This is a genomic window from Serratia odorifera, assembly GCF_041448735.1.
Lineage (GTDB): Bacteria > Pseudomonadota > Gammaproteobacteria > Enterobacterales > Enterobacteriaceae > Serratia_F > Serratia_F odorifera.
Genome location: NZ_JBGMUT010000003.1, coordinates 1 through 18945 on the forward strand (window position 1 = coordinate 1; position 18945 = coordinate 18945).

12 protein-coding genes, 1 tRNA gene and 2 rRNA genes are annotated in these 18945 nt (G+C 57.0%); 10 read left to right on the forward strand and 5 right to left on the reverse strand.

Annotated elements, in window-relative coordinates:
- Positions 1-109 precede the first annotated feature (109 nt).
- From rrf (ACCC84_RS10475) to aceK, 8 genes are all read left to right on the forward strand, one after another.
- A 5S ribosomal RNA gene (gene rrf, locus ACCC84_RS10475) occupies positions 110-225 on the forward strand.
- A 13-nt stretch (positions 226-238) separates the two neighbouring features.
- Positions 239-314: transfer RNA gene (locus ACCC84_RS10480), tRNA-Thr, on the forward strand.
- Between the two features lie 43 nt (positions 315-357).
- Positions 358-473 (forward strand): 5S ribosomal RNA (gene rrf / locus ACCC84_RS10485).
- A gap of 342 nt (positions 474-815) precedes the next feature.
- Positions 816-1484: a hypothetical protein gene (locus tag ACCC84_RS10490; protein WP_004957797.1), complete on the forward strand. Its 669-nt coding sequence runs from the start codon at positions 816-818 to the stop codon at positions 1482-1484.
- A 131-nt stretch (positions 1485-1615) separates the two neighbouring features.
- Positions 1616-2545 carry a homoserine O-acetyltransferase MetA gene (gene metA, locus ACCC84_RS10495; protein WP_004957799.1) on the forward strand — a complete coding sequence of 310 codons (930 nt, stop codon included), beginning with the start codon at positions 1616-1618 and terminating at the stop codon, positions 2543-2545.
- A gap of 385 nt (positions 2546-2930) precedes the next feature.
- Complete coding sequence (aceB, locus tag ACCC84_RS10500) at positions 2931-4529, forward strand: malate synthase A (protein ID WP_004957802.1); 1599 nt, start codon at positions 2931-2933, stop codon at positions 4527-4529.
- A 41-nt stretch (positions 4530-4570) separates the two neighbouring features.
- Positions 4571-5878, forward strand: a complete 1308-nt coding sequence (gene aceA, locus ACCC84_RS10505) for an isocitrate lyase (protein ID WP_004957805.1) — start codon at positions 4571-4573, stop codon at positions 5876-5878.
- A 75-nt stretch (positions 5879-5953) separates the two neighbouring features.
- Positions 5954-7708 (forward strand): bifunctional isocitrate dehydrogenase kinase/phosphatase, encoded by a 1755-nt coding sequence (aceK, locus tag ACCC84_RS10510; protein ID WP_371901903.1) that lies wholly within the window; start codon positions 5954-5956, stop codon positions 7706-7708.
- A 30-nt stretch (positions 7709-7738) separates the two neighbouring features.
- On the opposite strand, the gene ACCC84_RS10515 is transcribed toward aceK, so the two are convergent.
- The 4 genes from ACCC84_RS10515 to iclR form a co-directional block, all read right to left on the reverse strand.
- Entirely contained in the window at positions 7739-8380 is a 642-nt protein-coding gene (locus tag ACCC84_RS10515; protein ID WP_004957809.1) for a bifunctional 4-hydroxy-2-oxoglutarate aldolase/2-dehydro-3-deoxy-phosphogluconate aldolase, read from the reverse strand.
- An 80-nt stretch (positions 8381-8460) separates the two neighbouring features.
- Positions 8461-10275: a phosphogluconate dehydratase gene (gene edd / locus ACCC84_RS10520; RefSeq protein WP_371901904.1), complete on the reverse strand. Its 1815-nt coding sequence runs from the start codon at positions 10273-10275 to the stop codon at positions 8461-8463.
- Between the two features lie 141 nt (positions 10276-10416).
- Positions 10417-10956, reverse strand: coding sequence for a gluconokinase (gntK, locus tag ACCC84_RS10525; protein WP_004957818.1), 540 nt, complete (start codon positions 10954-10956; stop codon positions 10417-10419).
- A gap of 250 nt (positions 10957-11206) precedes the next feature.
- Positions 11207-12037: a glyoxylate bypass operon transcriptional repressor IclR gene (iclR, locus tag ACCC84_RS10530; protein ID WP_004957820.1), complete on the reverse strand. Its 831-nt coding sequence runs from the start codon at positions 12035-12037 to the stop codon at positions 11207-11209.
- Positions 12038-12347: 310 nt separating this feature from the next.
- Here iclR and metH point away from each other — a divergent pair, with 310 nt between their 5' ends.
- Together metH and ACCC84_RS10540 are read left to right on the forward strand one after the other, a co-directional pair.
- Complete coding sequence (gene metH, locus ACCC84_RS10535) at positions 12348-16028, forward strand: methionine synthase (RefSeq protein ID WP_004957823.1); 3681 nt, start codon at positions 12348-12350, stop codon at positions 16026-16028.
- Between the two features lie 264 nt (positions 16029-16292).
- Positions 16293-17942: a Na/Pi cotransporter family protein gene (locus ACCC84_RS10540; protein ID WP_004957826.1), complete on the forward strand. Its 1650-nt coding sequence runs from the start codon at positions 16293-16295 to the stop codon at positions 17940-17942.
- Positions 17943-17973: 31 nt separating this feature from the next.
- Here the strand turns inward: ACCC84_RS10540 and panS are convergent, their stop codons facing one another.
- On the reverse strand, positions 17974-18897 hold the full coding sequence (gene panS, locus ACCC84_RS10545) for a ketopantoate/pantoate/pantothenate transporter PanS (RefSeq protein WP_088499808.1): 924 nt from the start codon (positions 18895-18897) through the stop codon (positions 17974-17976).
- Between the last annotated feature and the right edge of the window lie 48 nt (positions 18898-18945).

The following is an 18945-nucleotide window of genomic DNA, read 5'->3' on the forward strand; positions in this document are numbered from 1 at the left end:
TAACCTTACAACACCGAAGGTGTTTTAGAGACGAAGATATTCAGCTGGTTCCGAGATTGGTTCTGATGGCTTTACGTGAAGTGAAGCGGTTGGAATGAAACAGAATTTGCCTGGCGGCAATAGCGCGGTGGTCCCACCTGACCCCATGCCGAACTCAGAAGTGAAACGCCGTAGCGCCGATGGTAGTGTGGGGTCTCCCCATGCGAGAGTAGGACACTGCCAGGCATCAAATTAGTGTGCTGATATGGCTCAGTTGGTAGAGCGCACCCTTGGTAAGGGTGAGGTCCCCAGTTCGACTCTGGGTATCAGCACCACTTTATTTAAGTGGGTTGAGAAGTTCGGCAGAAAAAGAATTTGCTTGGCGGCAATAGCGCGGTGGTCCCACCTGACCCCATGCCGAACTCAGAAGTGAAACGCCGTAGCGCCGATGGTAGTGTGGGGTCTCCCCATGCGAGAGTAGGACACTGCCAGGCATCAAATAAAGCAACAAGCCCTACGTGAAAACGTAGGGCTTTTTGTTTTGTCTGTCAGTTGCTGTGCCGCCCAAGTATGGTATCCGTCTGGAACGGATGGGAACGCCGTAGGGGAGAATCTTCGCATGAAACGAATATTGCAGGACACGGGCAGGCATCCATTTCAACAGCCCCATGCGACAGCATGGGGCTTTTTCATATCTTTTTCCCGATATCTTATCGATTGACCTGTTCTATTTGCCTGTCTTTTGGTGTTTTACCGGTGGTTTGACCTTTATAGCCCACAGAGCGAGGAATTGAGTACAATTGCTGCTATTCCCTTAGGTATTTCAGGAGTAACTAATGAAACTAGGCAATATATTCACCGGCTGCGCCACCGTTCTGGCCCTGACTTGCAGTGTGCCCGCGGTGGCTGATTCGGGGTTGTTTTGCTATGGTGCGCAGGATGAACAACCGCAAGATACGGCACAACTGGCTGAAACAATAGTCAAAAGCGTCTTCTATGAATACCGCTATCCAAGCGATTGGAATGATAACCCCAACTTAGAAAATGGTCATTTCCAGCAAGGGCGTAATTACCTGGTGCCGGGCGATCGCTTGGTCGTCGGGCCAGAACAGCGGGGATATCGCTGTGGTTATTACATTAGCGCCAAAGGAATACAAACGGCGAATTGGATAAAGGCTGATTCGGTACGGTTATTGGACAATGTAGCGCCCACAGGCTGGCAGGGATCCTGGTCAAGCAATGATAGCCGGCGGCGGTTGATAGTGACCAAAACGCGGGCTGAATATCAGTTTGTCGGAGGGGGGCAAGATCCGAACCGTATCAGTTTTACCTTCCCGTTTACTGAGCCGGCAATGAACCAGGACGCGCGCTTAGTGGCCCAGCAACCGACGGATACCCCTTGTGAGCTTAAGCTGCATCGATTAGGTGAATACATGATCATTACCAATGGTGAAAGCTGCGGTATGGTAAATGCCAATCCAGACGGCGTACTGCGTAAGCGTTGATTTAGGCGTTGTCCGTGCCGGTAATGAAACATTTTCACCTTTCGGTTACAGGCTCGACATTACGCAGAAAAAACGTTATCTTCGGGCATCTAGAAGTCTAAACGTATAAACGGATGTGTGAGGGGTAAGTAATGCCGATTCGTGTTCCTGATGAGCTGCCTGCGGTAAGTTTCTTGCGAAATGAGAATGTCTTTGTCATGGCATCCTCACGAGCAAAAACACAGGAAATCAGGCCATTGAAAGTGCTGATCCTTAACCTGATGCCGAAAAAGATCGAGACGGAAAACCAGTTCCTGCGGCTGCTGTCCAATTCTCCGCTGCAAATCGACATTCAGTTGCTGCGTATCGACAGCCGCGAATCAAAGAACACCCCGGCCGAGCACCTGAATAACTTCTATTGTGATTTTGAAGACATACAAAACGAAAACTTTGACGGCCTGATCGTGACCGGCGCGCCATTAGGTCTGGTTGATTTCTGTGACGTCGCCTACTGGCCTCAGATTGAACGCGTTATCGATTGGGCGAAGAATCACGTGACCTCGACGCTGTTCGTGTGCTGGGCGGTACAGGCTGCGCTAAATATCCTGTACGGCATCCCCAAGATGACGCGCGATGTAAAGTTGTCCGGGGTGTACCAGCATCAAACGCTGCAACCGCACGCGTTATTGACCCGTGGTTTTGACGAAACCTTTTTGGCGCCGCACTCGCGTTATGCCGACTTCCCCACCGATATCATCCGTCAATATACCGATCTCGATATCTTGGCCGAGTCGGAGCAAACCGGCGCCTATCTGTTTGCCAGCAAAGACAAACGACTGGCGTTTGTTACCGGTCATCCAGAATACGATGCGTTGACGCTGGCGGGAGAGTATTGTCGGGATTATGATGCCGGCCTTAACCCCTCGGTTCCACTGAATTACTTCCCTGATGACAATCCTCAACTCGCACCAAAAGCTACCTGGCGCAGCCATGGCCATCTGCTGTTTACCAATTGGCTGAACTATTTTGTTTATCAGATCACCCCGTTCGATCTGCGCCATATGAATCCGACCCTCGAATAATCTTTCTCTGGTTTTGGCGGCTGAATCGAGGCCGCCCCGATGCTGATGTTCGTCTCCCCCGTTCCGCTCCTGCTTGTTTTAATCGTTAAAATCCTTCTATTACAACCTATTAGCTACAATTCCATATTAATATGGAAGCGCTTTCCTTATGTGCTTTATGCAATAACCTTGTTAACTACTTGATAAAAAACAACTAATAAAATATTTATTTTAAAAATGGAAATCGTTTTTGATTTTTAAATTTACTTGGTTATTCTTAGATCACGCGGAACCAGATCTGACCAGTTGGCGATGGTTTATATCCGCCCTGAAGCGCACGCATTTTGGTGCATGGGTACCGGCCGATTGCCAATGGCAAAGCGGCAAGATGGGAAGGAGCACGGTAATGACACAGCAGATGGTAGGCACGGAGTTAACCTTTACACAGGCTTTTGGCGCCGCTGAGCGCCAGGTTCTGACGGATGATGCGGTTGAGTTTTTGACAGAATTGGTCAGTAAATTTACCCCACAGCGTAACAAACTCTTGGCGGCGCGCAGCGCCTGGCAGGCAGATATCGATCGCGGTGCGCTGCCAGGATTTATTTCGGAAACCAGTTCCATTCGTGAAAGTGAATGGGTTATCCGTGGCATTCCGGCTGATTTACGTGACCGTCGGGTAGAAATTACCGGGCCGGTTGAGCGCAAAATGGTGATCAATGCGCTGAACGCCAACGTCAAGGTATTCATGGCCGACTTTGAAGATTCGCTGGCACCGAGCTGGGAAAAGGTCATCGATGGGCAAATCAATCTGCACGATGCGGTTAACGGCACCATTTCCTATACCAATGAAGCCGGTAAAATTTATCAACTGAAGCCCAATCCGGCGGTGCTGATTGCTCGCGTTCGTGGGCTGCATCTGCCGGAAAAACACGTGCAGTGGCATGGCGAAGCGATTCCTGGCGGCCTGTTCGATTTCGCACTCTATTTCTTCCATAACTATCGCCAGTTGCTGGCTAACGGCAGCGGCCCGTATTTTTACCTGCCGAAAACCCAATCCTGGCAGGAGGCTGCCTGGTGGAGCGAGGTCTTCAGCTTTGCCGAAGATCGTTTTGCTCTGCCGCGTGGCACCATCAAGGCCACGGTGTTGATTGAAACCTTACCGGCAGTCTTCCAGATGGACGAAATCCTCTATCACCTGCGCGATCATATCGTCGGGCTGAACTGCGGCCGCTGGGATTACATCTTCAGCTATATCAAAACGCTGAAGAACCATGGCGACCGGGTGCTGCCGGATCGCCAGTCGGTGACCATGAATAAACCGTTCCTCAGCGCCTATTCTCGGCTGCTGATTAAAACCTGCCACAGGCGCGGTGCGTTTGCCATGGGCGGCATGGCGGCATTTATCCCCAGCAAGGAGGCGGAGCAAAATGCCGTGGTATTGGATAAGGTGCGCGCCGACAAACAGCTGGAAGCCGACAATGGTCATGACGGCACCTGGGTAGCGCACCCCGGACTGGCGGATACCGTCATGGAGGTGTTTAACCACGCGCTGGGCGAACGCCAGAACCAATTGGCGGTGCTGCGTGAAAACGACGCGCCGATCACCGCCGAGCAACTGCTGGAGCCTTGTGAAGGCGAGCGTACCGCAGCGGGCATGCGTGCCAACATTCGCGTAGCGGTGCAATACATTGAGGCATGGATTTCCGGTAACGGCTGCGTACCGATTTACGGCCTGATGGAAGACGCCGCTACGGCGGAGATTTCCCGTACCTCGATTTGGCAATGGATCCACCACGAAAAATCCCTCAGCGACGGACTGCCGGTTACCAAGGCGCTGTTCTGCCAGATGCTGAAAGAAGAGATGTCGGTGATACGCGATGAAGTCGGCGAGACACGTTTTAACGCCGGCCGCTACCAAGAAGCGGCACGCCTGATGGAGCGTATTACCACCCAGGATGAATTAATCGATTTCCTGACCTTACCCGGTTATGAGCTCCTGGCCTGAACCGCTGCTGATAATTAACCCTACAACTCAAGGATAAAATTATGACTCTCTCTCGTACCCAACAGATTGAACAGCTGGAACAGGACTGGACATCGGCACGCTGGGAAGGCATTACCCGCCCGTACAGTGCGCAAGACGTAATCAACCTGCGTGGTTCGGTTAACCCGGCGTGTACGCTGGCGCAAAACGGTGCCGTCAAACTGTGGGAACTGCTGCATGGCAAATCGCGCAAGGGCTACGTCAACAGCCTGGGGGCGTTAACCGGTGGGCAGGCGCTGCAACAGGCCAAGGCCGGCGTCGAGGCGATCTATCTGTCAGGCTGGCAGGTAGCGGCTGACGCCAACAGCGCGTCGGCGATGTATCCTGACCAGTCGCTGTATCCGGTTGATTCGGTTCCGGCAGTGGTTGAGCGCATCAATAACAGCTTCCGCCGTGCCGATCAGATCCAGTGGGCGAATAAAATCGAGCCGGGCAGCCAGGGTTATACCGATTATTTCCTGCCGATCGTTGCCGATGCGGAGGCCGGTTTTGGCGGCGTACTGAATGCCTTTGAGCTGATGAAGGCGATGATTGAAGCCGGCGCGGCCGGCGTGCACTTTGAAGATCAATTGGCGGCGGTTAAAAAATGCGGCCATATGGGCGGCAAGGTATTGGTGCCAACGCAGGAAGCGATTCAGAAACTGGTCGCGGCGCGCTTGGCAGCCGATGTACTGGGCGTACCGACGCTGCTGATTGCCCGTACCGACGCCGACGCGGCCGATCTGCTGACCTCGGACTGTGACCCGTACGACAGCGCATTCATCAGCGGTGAGCGCACCGCCGAAGGCTTCTTCCGTACCCATGCCGGCATCGAGCAGGCGATCAGCCGTGGTCTGGCCTATGCACCTTATGCCGATCTGGTGTGGTGTGAAACCTCGACGCCGGATTTGGCGGCCGCCAAGCGCTTTGCCGATGCCATCCACGCCAAATTCCCGGGCAAGTTGCTGGCCTATAACTGTTCGCCGTCGTTCAACTGGAAAAAGAACCTCGACGATCAGACCATTGCCCGCTTCCAGGACGAACTGTCGGCGATGGGCTACAAATACCAGTTCATCACGCTGGCTGGCATACACAGCATGTGGTTCAACATGTTCGATCTGGCGCATGCCTATGCGCAGGGCGAAGGCATGAAGCACTACGTCGACAAAGTGCAGCAGCCGGAGTTTGATGCCGTCAGCCGTGGCTATACCTTTGCCTCGCACCAGCAGGAGGTGGGTACCGGTTATTTCGATAAGGTCACTACGGTGATCCAGGGAGGTGCCTCGTCCGTCACAGCACTGACCGGATCGACCGAAGAGCAGCAGTTCTAGCGCTGAGCCGACGGTTTGGGGTTGGCATGCTTAGAGGGCCGGCATCCCGGCCTCATCCGTTGGGGGGAGCACACGATGGCGGCAAAACTGGAATTGTTGATCGCGCAGACCATCCTGCAAGGTTTTGATGCACAGTATGGCCGCTTTCTGGAGGTCACCGCCGGGGCGCAACAGCGCTTTGAACGGGCCGACTGGCCGGCAGTGCAACAGGCGATGAAAAAACGTATCCATCTCTACGACCACCACGTGGGGTTGGTGGTGGAACAGCTTAAATGCATCACCGGGCAAAAGTACTTCGATGCGCTGTTCCCCAGCCGGGTGAAGGCGGTGTATACCGAGCTGTTGCCGGATTATCCGCGTTTTGAAATCGCCGAAAGCTTCTTCAATTCGGTCTATTGCCGCCTGTTCAAACACCGCGATCTTACGCCGGATAAACTGTTTGTCTTCAGTTCGCAGCCCGAACGGCGTTTTCGCGATATTCCGCGCCCGTTGGCGCGGGATTTCATGGCCAACGACTCATTACCGGCGATGCTGAATAATCTGTTAAGCGACTTGCCGTTGCGTCTGCCGTGGGAGGATTTGCCACGCGACATTGGTTACATCACGGCGGCGTTGCAGCAGGATTTCAGCGCCGCACAGCTGTCCGGTGCGACTTTCCACATTGCCAACGAGCTGTTTTACCGCAATAAGGCGGCCTGGCTGGTGGGTAAACTGCGCACCGCAGGCGGGGTATTCCCGTTTCTGCTGCCGATCCACCGTAGCGATGCGGGGGCGCTGTTTATCGATACCTGTCTGACCCGCAAGGAGGAGGCCAGCATCGTGTTTGGCTTCGCCCGTTCCTACTTTATGGTGTATGCACCGCTGCCGGCGGCGATGGTTGAATGGCTGCGTGAAATTTTGCCAGGTAAGACCACCGCCGAACTGTATATGGCGATTGGCTGCCAAAAACATGGTAAAACAGAATGTTACCGAGAATATCTGACGTTTATGTCCGCTTCGCAACAGCAGTTCATTATTGCGCCGGGGGTTAAGGGCATGGTGATGCTGGTATTTACCCTGCCGTCGTTCGATCGGGTATTCAAGGTGATCAAAGACCAGTTCGCACCGCAAAAAGAGGTTACCCAGGCGCAGGTGATGGCCTGCTATCAGTTGGTGAAAGAGCACGATCGCGTTGGGCGAATGGCGGATACGCAAGAGTATGAAAACTTCGTCATCGACAAGGCGCGCATCAGCCCGGAACTGATGGCGGAGTTACAGCGCGAAGTGCCGGAAAAACTGGTAGATCTGGGTGAGCAGATCGTTATCAGACATTTGTACATGGAGCGCCGCATGACGCCGCTCAACCTGTACCTTGAGCAGGCCAGCGATCGGCAGTTGCGTGATGCGATTGAAGAATACGGCAATGCGATAAAGCAGCTGGCGGCGGCCAATATTTTCCCGGGCGATATGCTGTTCAAGAATTTTGGCGTTACCCGCCATGGGCGGGTAGTGTTCTATGATTATGACGAAATCTGTTACATGACCGAAGTGAATTTTCGCGATATTCCGCCGCCACGTTACCCGGAAGACGAATTGGCCAGCGAACCGTGGTACAGCACGTCACCCAATGATGTGTTCCCGGAGGAGTTCCGCCACTTCCTGTGCAGCGATCGACGGATCCGCCAGGTGTTTGAAGAGTTGCACGGCGATTTATTTACCGCGCAATACTGGCGCGGTTTGCAGCAGCGCATTCGTCAGGGGCACGTTGAAGACGTGTTCGCCTACCGCAAAAAACGGCGTTTCAGCCAGCGCAGCGGCGCGGATCTGCCGGCAACCTCCGCGACGGTATAAGAGCGCAGCGGCCTGCGCTCTTATTACTGCTTATGCCTGCGCGCCGGCGACGGCTGCGCGAGCCAGCTCGGTAATACGCGCATAGTCGCCGCTTTCCAGCGCATCGGCAGGCACCAGCCAGGAACCACCGATGCACAGCACGCTGTTCAGCGCCAGATAGTCACGGTAGTTGCCAGGTGAAATACCGCCGGTTGGGCAGAAGCGCACCTGTGGGAACGGACCGCAGATGGCCTGCAGCGCTTTCACACCGCCGTTGGCTTCCGCCGGGAAGAACTTGAATTCACGCAGACCATGATCCATACCCAGCATCAGTTCAGACACGGTGCTGATACCCGGAATCAAGGGAATGCTGCCGGCGGTTGCGGCGCTCAGCAGCTCGGCGGTCAGGCCAGGACTGATGGCGAACTGCGCGCCAGCCTCGGTCACCTGTTGTAATTGCTTAGGATTAATGACGGTGCCGGCACCGATGATGGCGTCTGGTACCGCGTCGGCGATGGCGCGAATCGCGTCGATGGCACAGGCGGTACGCAGCGTCACTTCCAACACCCGTACGCCGCCGGCGACCAGCGCCTTCGCCAGCGGCACCGCATGCTCCAGTTTGTTAATGACAATCACCGGTACTACCGGGCCGGCGCTCAGAATCTGCTCGGCGCTCGTTTTCCAATTCTTCATTTACTCTCTCTTCAACGTTGGGGCGGGAAACCGACGGCCGATAACAGGATGACGCCCCCACGGCCGCGTTTCCCCGTCGATTAAAATTTGATGCAGCAGGCACCCTGTTCCGCGCCAGAAAGCTGGCTGCGCAGTGCGCCAAACAGTTCGCGCCCGCAGCCGATGTGCTCGGCGTTCAGATCTGGGAGATACGCTTCGCGCGCGGCCAGTTCGGCCGCATCAACCCGCAGTTCCAGTTCGCCGCTGTGGCCATTGACGCGGATGATGTCGCCGTTACGTACTTTCGCCAACATACCGCCGGTATAGGCTTCCGGCGTAACGTGGATGGCGGAGGGGACTTTGCCGGAAGCACCAGACAATCGACCATCGGTCACCAGCGCCACCTTGAAACCACGATCCATCAGCACGCCAAGCGGCGGCATCAACTTGTGCAGTTCTGGCATGCCATTGGCCTGCGGCCCCTGGAAACGCACCACCACCACGCAGTCTTTGTTCAGCAGTCCGGCTTCGAAGGCTGGAACGATGTCGTGCTGACTGTCAAACACCACCGCCGGTGCTTCGATAATCTGGTTATCCGCCGGCACGGCCGAGGTTTTCATCACCGCGCGACCAAGATTGCCGGACAGCACCTTGGTCCCGCCGTGGTGCTCGAACGGCTGGGCGATGCTGGCGATAACCTGAGGATCGAGCGAGCTTTCCGCGCCGTCGCGCCATGCCAGGTTGCCGTTGTCCAGCCACGGTTCCTGGGTGTAACGCTCAAGGCCAAATCCGGCGACGGTGTGTACGTCACGGTGCAGCAAGCCATGTTTCAACAGTTCGCGCACTACCAATTGCACGCCACCGGCGGCCTGGAACTGGTTGATATCGGCCGGGCCGTTGGGGTAAATGCGGCACAGTAGCGGCACGGCGTCCGACAACTCGGAAAAATCATCCCAGTTGATGATGATACCGGCGGCGCGCGCCATGGCCACCATATGCATGGTCAGGTTGGTGGAGCCGCCGGTGGCCAGCAGCGAAACGATGCCGTTGACCACCACTTTTTCGTCCATCAACTGGCCGATGGGCAGATAATTGCCGGCGGTTTCGGTCAGGCGAGTGACCTGGCGAGCGGCGGCATCGGTAAGCGCGGCGCGCAGCGGCGTATCCGGATGCACAAACGAGGCGCCCGGCAGGTGCAGGCCCATCACTTCCATGATCATCTGGTTGGTATTGGCTGTGCCGTAGAACGTACAGGTGCCAATGCTATGATACGAGGCGGCCTCCGCCTCCAGCAGTGCCTGGCGGTCTGCCTTGCCTTCGGCATACAGCTGGCGCACGCGGACTTTCTCTTTATTTGGCAGGCCGCTGCTCATCGGTCCGGCGGGCACGAACACCGCAGGCAAATGGCCGAACGACAGCGCGGACATCACCAGCCCCGGAACAATCTTGTCGCAGATGCCGAGGAACAGCGCGCCATCGAACATATTATGCGAAAGCCCGACCGCCGCCGACATGGCGATCACATCTCGGCTCATCAGCGACAGTTCCATGCCGTCCTGTCCCTGGGTCACACCGTCGCACATTGCCGGTACGCCACCGGCCACCTGACCGACCGCCCCGACGGCGTTCAACGCCTGTTTCAGCTTTTGCGGATAATCTTCGTAGGGCTGGTGGGCGGACAGCATATCGTTGTAGGCGGTGATGATGGCGATATCGCTGCGCACCATGTTTTTCAGCGCGTTTTTATCTTCCGGTTGGCAGGCGGCAAAGCCGTGTGCCAGATTACCGCAGGCCAGTTGGGCGCGATGCACGGTTTGGCTGCGGGCGGCGTCGATTCGTGCCAGATAGGCGGCGCGGCTGCCTTTGGAGCGTTCAATAATGCGCTGTGTTACACGGGATAGGGTTGAATTAATCATACCTTCCTCACATTGTCGTTATAGTTATCGCCAGTAATGGCGGGCCCGGTGATGCCAGGGCCAATCATGGTGTTGTTTTAAAGGTGTCGAATTTAACGAGGGCTCGCCGAGGTGATCCGCCGAGCCGGAGGCGCTATTTACTTACGCGCAGTCTTCCTGCGGCATAAAGCTTTGAATATGTTGCAAGGTATCGGCAATCACCCCTTCCAGCGGCTGGTTGATATCCACCGCCATCACATCACTTTCATCAATACCTGGCTGTTCCAGTGCGTCAAACTGCGATACCAGCATCTGTGGTTTGAAGAAGTGGCCTTTGCGGGCGCTGAGGCGCGCTTCGATCACCGGCAGGTCGCCGTGCAGATAAATAAACGACAGGTTGCCGTTACCGGCGCGCAGACGATCGCGGTAGTGCTTTTTCAGCGCGGAGCACACGATAATCGACACGTTATTGGTGCGTTGCATGGCGAACGCGGCGTCATTGAGCGCCGCCAGCCAGGGTGCGCGATCGTCGTCGTTCAGCGCCACGCCGTCGGCCATTTTCATGATATTGCTGCGTGGGTGCAGGAAGTCGCCATCCAGAAAACCGGCGGAAAGTTGGCGGGCAACGGCACCGGCGACGGCAGATTTGCCACTGCCGGAAACGCCCATGATGACGTAGATACGGTTTTGATTATTGGTCATGGCTTAGCTCCAAACGCGATGGGTATCGTTACCTTGCGGTGTCTTTGTTACCGGTAACATGTTATCGGTAACATTGTCGGTGCAAGCGGCGTCGGAGGCAATCAGCTTTACCTTTTGCCGTCATTAACTGTGATCGGAATCAAACTTTTCGTACAGGAATTATGCGGGTGGTGGTATCACGCGATAGGAGAGTGATGGAGGGGAGGCCCTTTCCCCACAAGGCCGGTACCGCAGGGAAAGGAGAGGCAAATCAGCGTACGCCGCCGTAGGCCAGGCTTATCTCTTTCGCCGCGTGGATCACCAGCGCGCCCAGTTCGATAACGCGGTTATCGGTAATGCGCGACACCGGCCCGGAAATGGAAATCGCCGCGAATGCTTCGCGATGCTCATCAAAAATACAGGCCGCAACGCAGCGTAGTCCCAGCGCATGTTCTTCATCATCAAAGGAAAACCCCTGCTTGCGGATCTGCGCCAGTCCTTCCTTCAGGTTATGCGGCGTCAGGGTATGCGGGGTATAGGTCTGCATGCCCTTCTGGTGCAACAGCCTGGTTACCTGCTCGTCGGACAGAGTGGAGAGAAACGCTTTGCCTGCGCCGGATGCGTGCATCGGCAATTTACCGCCGATGGGCGCCGACATGCGCATCAACGCGGTACATTGTACTTGATCGATAATAATCGCCTGATATTCACTGGTATCCAGCACCGCCAGATTGACGGTTTCACCGGACTCCTCCATCAAACGGCGCAGCGTCGGGTGCACCATCGCCAGCAGGTTGCGGCTTTGCAGGAAGCTGCTGCCGACCACAAACGCATGCGAGCCAATGGTCCACAGACCCAGATCGCCCACCTGGCGTACGAAACCTTGCTGCTGCATGGTAGTCAACAGGCGGTGGGTGGTGGAGTTCGGCAGGCCTGCCTGCTGAGCCAGATCGGTCAGCGCGACATTACCCTGTGCTTCGGCGATGTATTCCAGCAATTTCAGGCCGCGGGTCAGTGATTGCACCTGTCCGGTGGCGCTGCTGGTAGCCGCAGCGGTGGCGCGCGGTTTCTTGCCGCGTTTGGCAGGAACGGGTGTGGCCATGTTCAAGCTTCCTTTTTCCGTATTATGGAATTCATTTTCGTTTTTTGAGTATGAATTGCAATATGTGATTGCGCTCATCGGATGTGTTAAACCTCTATCCTGAAAAACTCTCAATTGGTGCTGCCCCCTCTGCCTCACTTTACTGTGCTAGGATGGTTCGTTTTTAGAACGATTGGCTGATGGCATTACAGGCCCGTAGGTTTTACGTTGCAGCAAGGCGCAGCCCGAACAATAAAGCCCGTCGTGGGCGAACAACGTCGCGCAGCTGGCGCCGGCGAGGCGTGGAATAGCGAGGGGAGAAGGGGTTACAGTGACGAATCGAGTAGAACAACTGCGTCAGCAGCTTGCGCAGCGCATTTTGCTGCTGGACGGCGGTATGGGCACCATGATCCAGAGCTATGGGCTGCTGGAAGAAGACTATCGCGGCGAACGTTTTGCCGACTGGCAGAGCGATCTGAAAGGCAACAACGACCTGCTGGTGTTGACCCGGCCGGAAATCATTACCGCCATACATGACGGCTACCTGGCCGCCGGCGCCGATATTCTCGAAACCAATACCTTTAACGCTACCCCGATCGCCATGGCCGATTACCATATGGAATCGCTGTCAGCCGAAATCAATTATCAGGCCGCCTGCCTGGCGCGCGCCTGCGCCGATGCGTGGACGGCGCGCACGCCGCAACGGCCGCGCTACGTGGCTGGGGTGCTCGGTCCAACCAACCGCACCGCGTCCATTTCGCCGAATGTCAACGATCCGGCTTTTCGTAATGTGTCGTTTGATGAGTTGGTCGCCGCCTATCGCGAGTCCACCCGCGCGCTGGTGGCCGGCGGTGTCGATCTGATCATGATCGAAACCATCTTTGATACCCTGAACGCCAAAGCCGCCGCATTTGCCGTTGAAACCGAATTCGAAGCGCTGGGGGTGACGCTGCCGATCATGATTTCCGGCACCATCACTGATGCTTCCGGCCGCACGCTCTCCGGCCAGACTACCGAAGCGTTCTACAACTCGTTGCGCCACGTCAAACCGCTGTCCTTTGGCCTCAACTGCGCATTGGGGCCGGACGAACTGCGCCAGTACGTGGCGGAGCTGGCGCGAATTAGTGAAAGTTACGTTACCGCACACCCCAACGCCGGCCTGCCGAACGCCTTTGGCGAATACGATCTCGATGCCGAAGAAATGGCGAAGCAGGTCAGCGAATGGGCGCATGCCGGTTTCCTGAATATTATCGGCGGTTGCTGCGGCACCACGCCGGCGCATATTGCGGCGATGGCCAAGGCGGTTGAGGGCGTGCCGCCGCGTCGACTGCCGGATATCCCGGTCGCCTGCCGACTTTCCGGCCTGGAGCCGCTGAACATTGACGCCAAATCGCTGTTCGTCAACGTCGGCGAGCGCACCAATGTCACCGGCTCAGCACGCTTCAAGCGCTTGATCAAAGAAGAAAAGTATAACGAAGCGCTGGACGTGGCGCGTCAGCAGGTGGAGAGCGGCGCGCAGATCATCGACATCAACATGGACGAGGGCATGCTCGACGCCGAAGCGGCGATGGTGCGCTTCCTCAACCTGATTGCCGGTGAGCCAGACATCGCCCGTGTGCCAATCATGATCGACTCCTCCAAATGGCAGGTGATCGAAAAAGGCCTGAAGTGCATTCAGGGCAAAGGCATCGTCAACTCGATTTCAATGAAAGAGGGCGAAGAGGCGTTTATTCACCACGCAAAACTGGTACGTCGCTACGGCGCAGCGGTGGTGGTGATGGCGTTTGACGAGGTTGGCCAGGCGGATACCCGCGAACGCAAGTTCGACATTTGCCGCCGCGCCTACAAGATCCTGACCGAACGCGTTGGCTTCCCGCCGGAAGACATCATTTTTGACCCCAACATTTTCGCCGTGGCAACCGGTATTGACGAGCATAACAACTACGCCGTCGACTTTATCGAAGCCTGCGCCGACATTAAAACTCATTTGCCGCATGCGATGATCTCCGGCGGTGTTTCCAACGTGTCGTTCTCGTTCCGTGGCAACGATCCGGTGCGCGAAGCGATCCACGCGGTGTTTCTCTATCACGCGATCCGCAACGGCATGGATATGGGCATCGTCAACGCTGGCCAGTTGGCGATTTACGACGACCTGTCCGCCGAGTTGCGCGACGCGGTGGAAGATGTGGTGCTCAACCGCCGGCCGGACGGCACTGAACGCCTGCTGGAGCTGGCGGAAAAATACCGTGGCAGCAAAGACAACGAGGTCGCGGTTCAGCAGGCGGAATGGCGTGGCTGGCCGGTGGCCAAACGGTTGGAATACTCGCTGGTGAAAGGCATCACCGAATTTATCGAACTGGATACCGAAGAAGCGCGCCAGCAGGCGACGCGGCCGATTGAGGTGATCGAAGGGCCGCTGATGGCCGGCATGAACGTGGTTGGTGACCTGTTCGGTGAAGGCAAAATGTTCCTGCCGCAGGTGGTGAAGTCCGCGCGGGTGATGAAGCAGGCGGTCGCCTATCTGGAACCGTACATTCAGGCCAGCAAGCAGCAGGGCAGCAGTGCCGGCAAGATCCTGCTGGCGACGGTGAAAGGGGATGTACACGACATCGGCAAGAATATCGTCGGTGTGGTACTGCAGTGCAACAACTATGAAATCATCGATCTCGGCGTAATGGTACCGACCGATAAAATTCTCAAGACGGCGCGCGACGAGAACGTTGATATTATTGGCCTGTCGGGGCTGATCACGCCCTCGCTGGACGAAATGGTCAACGTGGCAAAAGAAATGGAGCGTCAGGGTTTCACGCTACCGCTGCTGATTGGCGGCGCTACCACCTCCAAAGCCCATACCGCGGTGAAAATAGAACAGAACTACAGCGGGTCGACCACCTACGTGCAGAATGCCTCGCGCACCGTTGGCGTGGTGTCGGCGCTGCTGTCGGACACTCAGCGCGACGCGTTTGTCGCCCGGACGCGTAAAGAGTATGAAACCGTGCGTATCCAGCATGGGCGTAAAAAACCGCGAACCCCGCCGGTCAGCCTGGAAAAGGCGCGCGCCAACGCCATGGCGCTGGATTGGGACAGCTACAGCCCGCCGGTGCCGCGGCAATTGGGCGTGTTCCCGGTGGAGGCCGATATTGCCACGCTGCGCCATTACATCGACTGGACGCCGTTCTTCATGACCTGGTCGCTGGCGGGTAAATACCCGCGCATTCTGCAAGACGAGGTGGTGGGTGAAGAAGCCAAACGCCTGTTCGACGACGCCAATCAGATGCTGGATATGCTGGCGGCCAGGCATAGCCTGAACCCGCGCGGTGTCTACGGCCTGTTCCCGGCAAACAGCGTGGGCGATGACGTGGAAATCTATCGTGATGAACGGCGCGACGAGGTGCTGGTGGTCAGCCGTCATTTACGCCAGCAGACCGAAAAAACCGATTTCCCCAACTACTGTCTGGCGGATTTCGTTGCGCCGAAAAGCAGCGGCAAGGCCGATTACTTTGGCGCGTTTGCCGTGACCGGCGGGCTGGAAGAGGACGATCTGGCGGCAGCCTACGACGCACAGCACGATGACTACAACAAAATCATGGTGAAGGCGCTGTCAGACCGTCTGGCCGAGGCATTCGCCGAGTATCTGCATGAACAGGTACGCAAGCTGCACTGGGGGTTTGCGGCCGACGAAAACCTCAACAATGAAGAATTGATCCGCGAAAATTACCAGGGTATCCGTCCGGCACCGGGATATCCGGCCTGCCCGGAGCACACCGAGAAGGCCGAAATCTGGCAACTGTTGGACGTTAATCGCCATACCGGTATGGTGCTGACCGAATCCTTTGCCATGTGGCCTGGGGCGGCGGTGTCCGGGTGGTACTTCAGCCATCCGCAAAGCAAATATTTCGCCGTGGCACAGATCCAGCGCGATCAGGTTGAAGATTATGCGGCGCGCAAAGGCATGAGCGTCAGCGAGGTTGAGCGGTGGCTGGCCCCCAATCTGGGGTATGATGCCGATTGAGGCCCTACGCCTGGCGCGGCCTGAGTGGCGTCCGGCGTAGCGTGCGCTGTCAAAGCGCGCAGTAGCCGATTTCCCTACGGAGAGCAGTGAAATTGGGCTACACTTGGAAAGTGTTACATTACGGGCAGTTGCATGACAATGCCGGGCCGAATGGCGGGTTTTTCGCCCCTTGCGGCGGTCGGTGCCCGTAACTGCTGTCCTGCTCTTTTCACGCCCGGCAGGCAGGATAGCCAGCATGCCGGGCGTTAATGGAGCGTTCCTTCCGTGCTGACCCTTCTTCACCTGCTTTCTGCCGTTGCGCTGCTGGTGTGGGGTACCCACATTGTCCGCACCGGCATTATGCGGGTTTATGGCGCCAATTTGCGCCGCGTACTGAGCAACAGCGTCGAGAAAAAACCGCTGGCGTTTGCCTCCGGCATTGGTGTGACCGCGCTGGTGCAAAGCAGTAATGCCACCGCGCTGCTGGTCACTTCGTTTGTCGCGCAGGGGCTGGTGGGGCTGGCGCCCGCGCTGGTGATCATGCTCGGCGCCGACGTGGGTACCGCGCTGATGGCGCGGGTACTGACCTTCGATCTTTCCTGGCTTTCGCCGCTGCTGATTTTCGTCGGCGTTATTTTCTTCCTCAGTCGCAAGCAAACGCGTGCCGGCCAGATGGGGCGAGTATCAATTGGTCTTGGCCTGATCGTGCTGGCGTTGGAGCTGATTGTCGCTGCGGCGACGCCGATTACCCAGGCCGCCGGCGTCAAAGTGCTGTTTTCATCACTGACCGGCGACGTGATGCTCGATGCGCTAACCGGCGCGCTGTTCGCCATCATCAGTTACTCCAGCCTGGCGGCGGTGCTGCTGACCGCCACCCTGACCGCCTCCGGCGTGATTTCCCTGAAAGTGGCGCTGTGTCTGGTGATCGGCGCCAACCTGGGCAGTGGGTTGCTGGCAACCATCAATACCAGCGGGCAGAACGCTGCCGGCCGCCGCGTGGCGCTGGGCAGTCTGCTGTTCAAGCTGTTAGGCAGTGCGCTGGTGTTGCCGTTTGTGTCTTATCTGGCAGATGCGATGGAAAAATTACCGGGGCAGGGTGAAGAGCTGGTGATTTATTTCCACGTATTTTACAACCTGATCCGCTGTCTGATCTTCATCCCTCTGGCGGCTCCGATGGCACGTCTGTGCCAGATGCTGATTGCCGATGCCCCCGAAGACGATCCGCGCCTGCGGCCGCGGCATCTGGATCCCAGCGCGCTGGATACGCCGTCGCTGGCGTTGGCCAATGCGGCGCGGGAAACGCTGCGCATGGGCGACGTGGTGGAGCATATGCTGATATTGCATCACGAAGTGCTGCACGGCAAACTGGGGCAGGACAAGGAAGTACGCCGTCTGGACGACGATGTAGACGTATTGTACACCGCGATCAAACTGTATCTGGCGCAGATCCAGAAAGAAGATCTGGGCGAAGAAGATTCACGCCGCTGGGCGGAGATCATCGAAATGGCGCTTAACCTGGAGCAGGCCGGCGACATCATTGAACGTATGACCGGCGATGTGGCGGCCAAGTCGCATGCGGCACGGCGGGCATTTTCTCCCGAAGGGCTGACCGAACTGGATGCTTTGCACGAACGACTGGTGACCAACCTGCGGCTGAGCCTGTCGGTGTTTCTGTCCAGCGATTTGACCAGTGCCAAGCGGTTACGCCGTTCCAAACACCGTTTCCGCATTCTTGACCGGCGTTACGCCCATGCACACGTCGATCGCCTGCATCAGCAGAACGTGCAAAGCATGGAAACCAGCTCGCTGCATCTCGGCCTGTTGGGGGATATGAAACGTCTGAACTCGCTGTTTTGCGCGGTGGCGTATAACGTGCTGGATCAGGACCAGCGCGATGACGAGCGCGATTGGGAAGATACCCCGAGCACGCTGTAATGGGCCGGGCGCGAACGCGCCCGGCAAGCGTTTATTTTTTTTGCTTGCTAATCGGTCGTCCGGACCAATAGCCCGCCAGCAACGAGCCGGACAGGTTGTGCCAGACCGAGAACAGCGCGCCTGGCAATGCCGCCAGCGGTGAAAAGTAAATCTTGCCCAGCGTCGCCGCCAACCCGGAGTTCTGCATGCCGACTTCAATGGCCAGCGTACGGCAGGTGGATTCGTCAAAGCCAAACAGCTTACCGCCCCAGTAGCCCGACAGCAGACCAATGCCGTTATGCAGGATCACCGCGATAATCACCACCAGGCCGACCGAAGCGATATGCCCCTGGCTACCGGCGACCACCGCGCTGATGATGGCCAGGATGCACACCACCGACAGCGCCGGCAAGAGTGGCTCAACGCGTTTGACGGTTTTGCTGAACAGGTGGTGGACGATCAGCCCCAGACCGATGGGGATCACCACGATCTTCAGAATGCTGAGCAGCATGCCGAACACGTCAACGCTGATTTCGGCATCGACGTACAGCCGCGTCAACAGCGGGGTGGCAAACACGCCGACCAACGTCGATACCGCTGAAATGGTCACTGACAGCGCTACGTCACCCTTCGCCAGATAAATCATCACGTTGGATGCGGTACCGCTGGCTACGCTGCCCACCAGCACCATGCCGGCGGACAGATCCGGCGGCATATGGAACAGCATCGCCAGCAGCCAGGCCGCCAGCGGCATAATCAGATAATGCAGAAAAATGCCCGCCGCCACCGGCGCAGGGCGTGACAGCACGCGCTTGAAATCGTCCAGCCGCAGCGTAACGCCCATGGCGAACATGATCAGCATCAGCAACGTGCTGATATAGGGGCCGATGCCGGTAAAGGTGGTTGGCGTGAAGTAGGCGGCGACGGAAAGCGCCACCGCCCACAAGGGGAACAAACGAGTGAAAAGTGCCAGCATGGTTGATTTCCTTTGCCAAAGTGGAACGGGGGTATGGTTGTGTTTTTG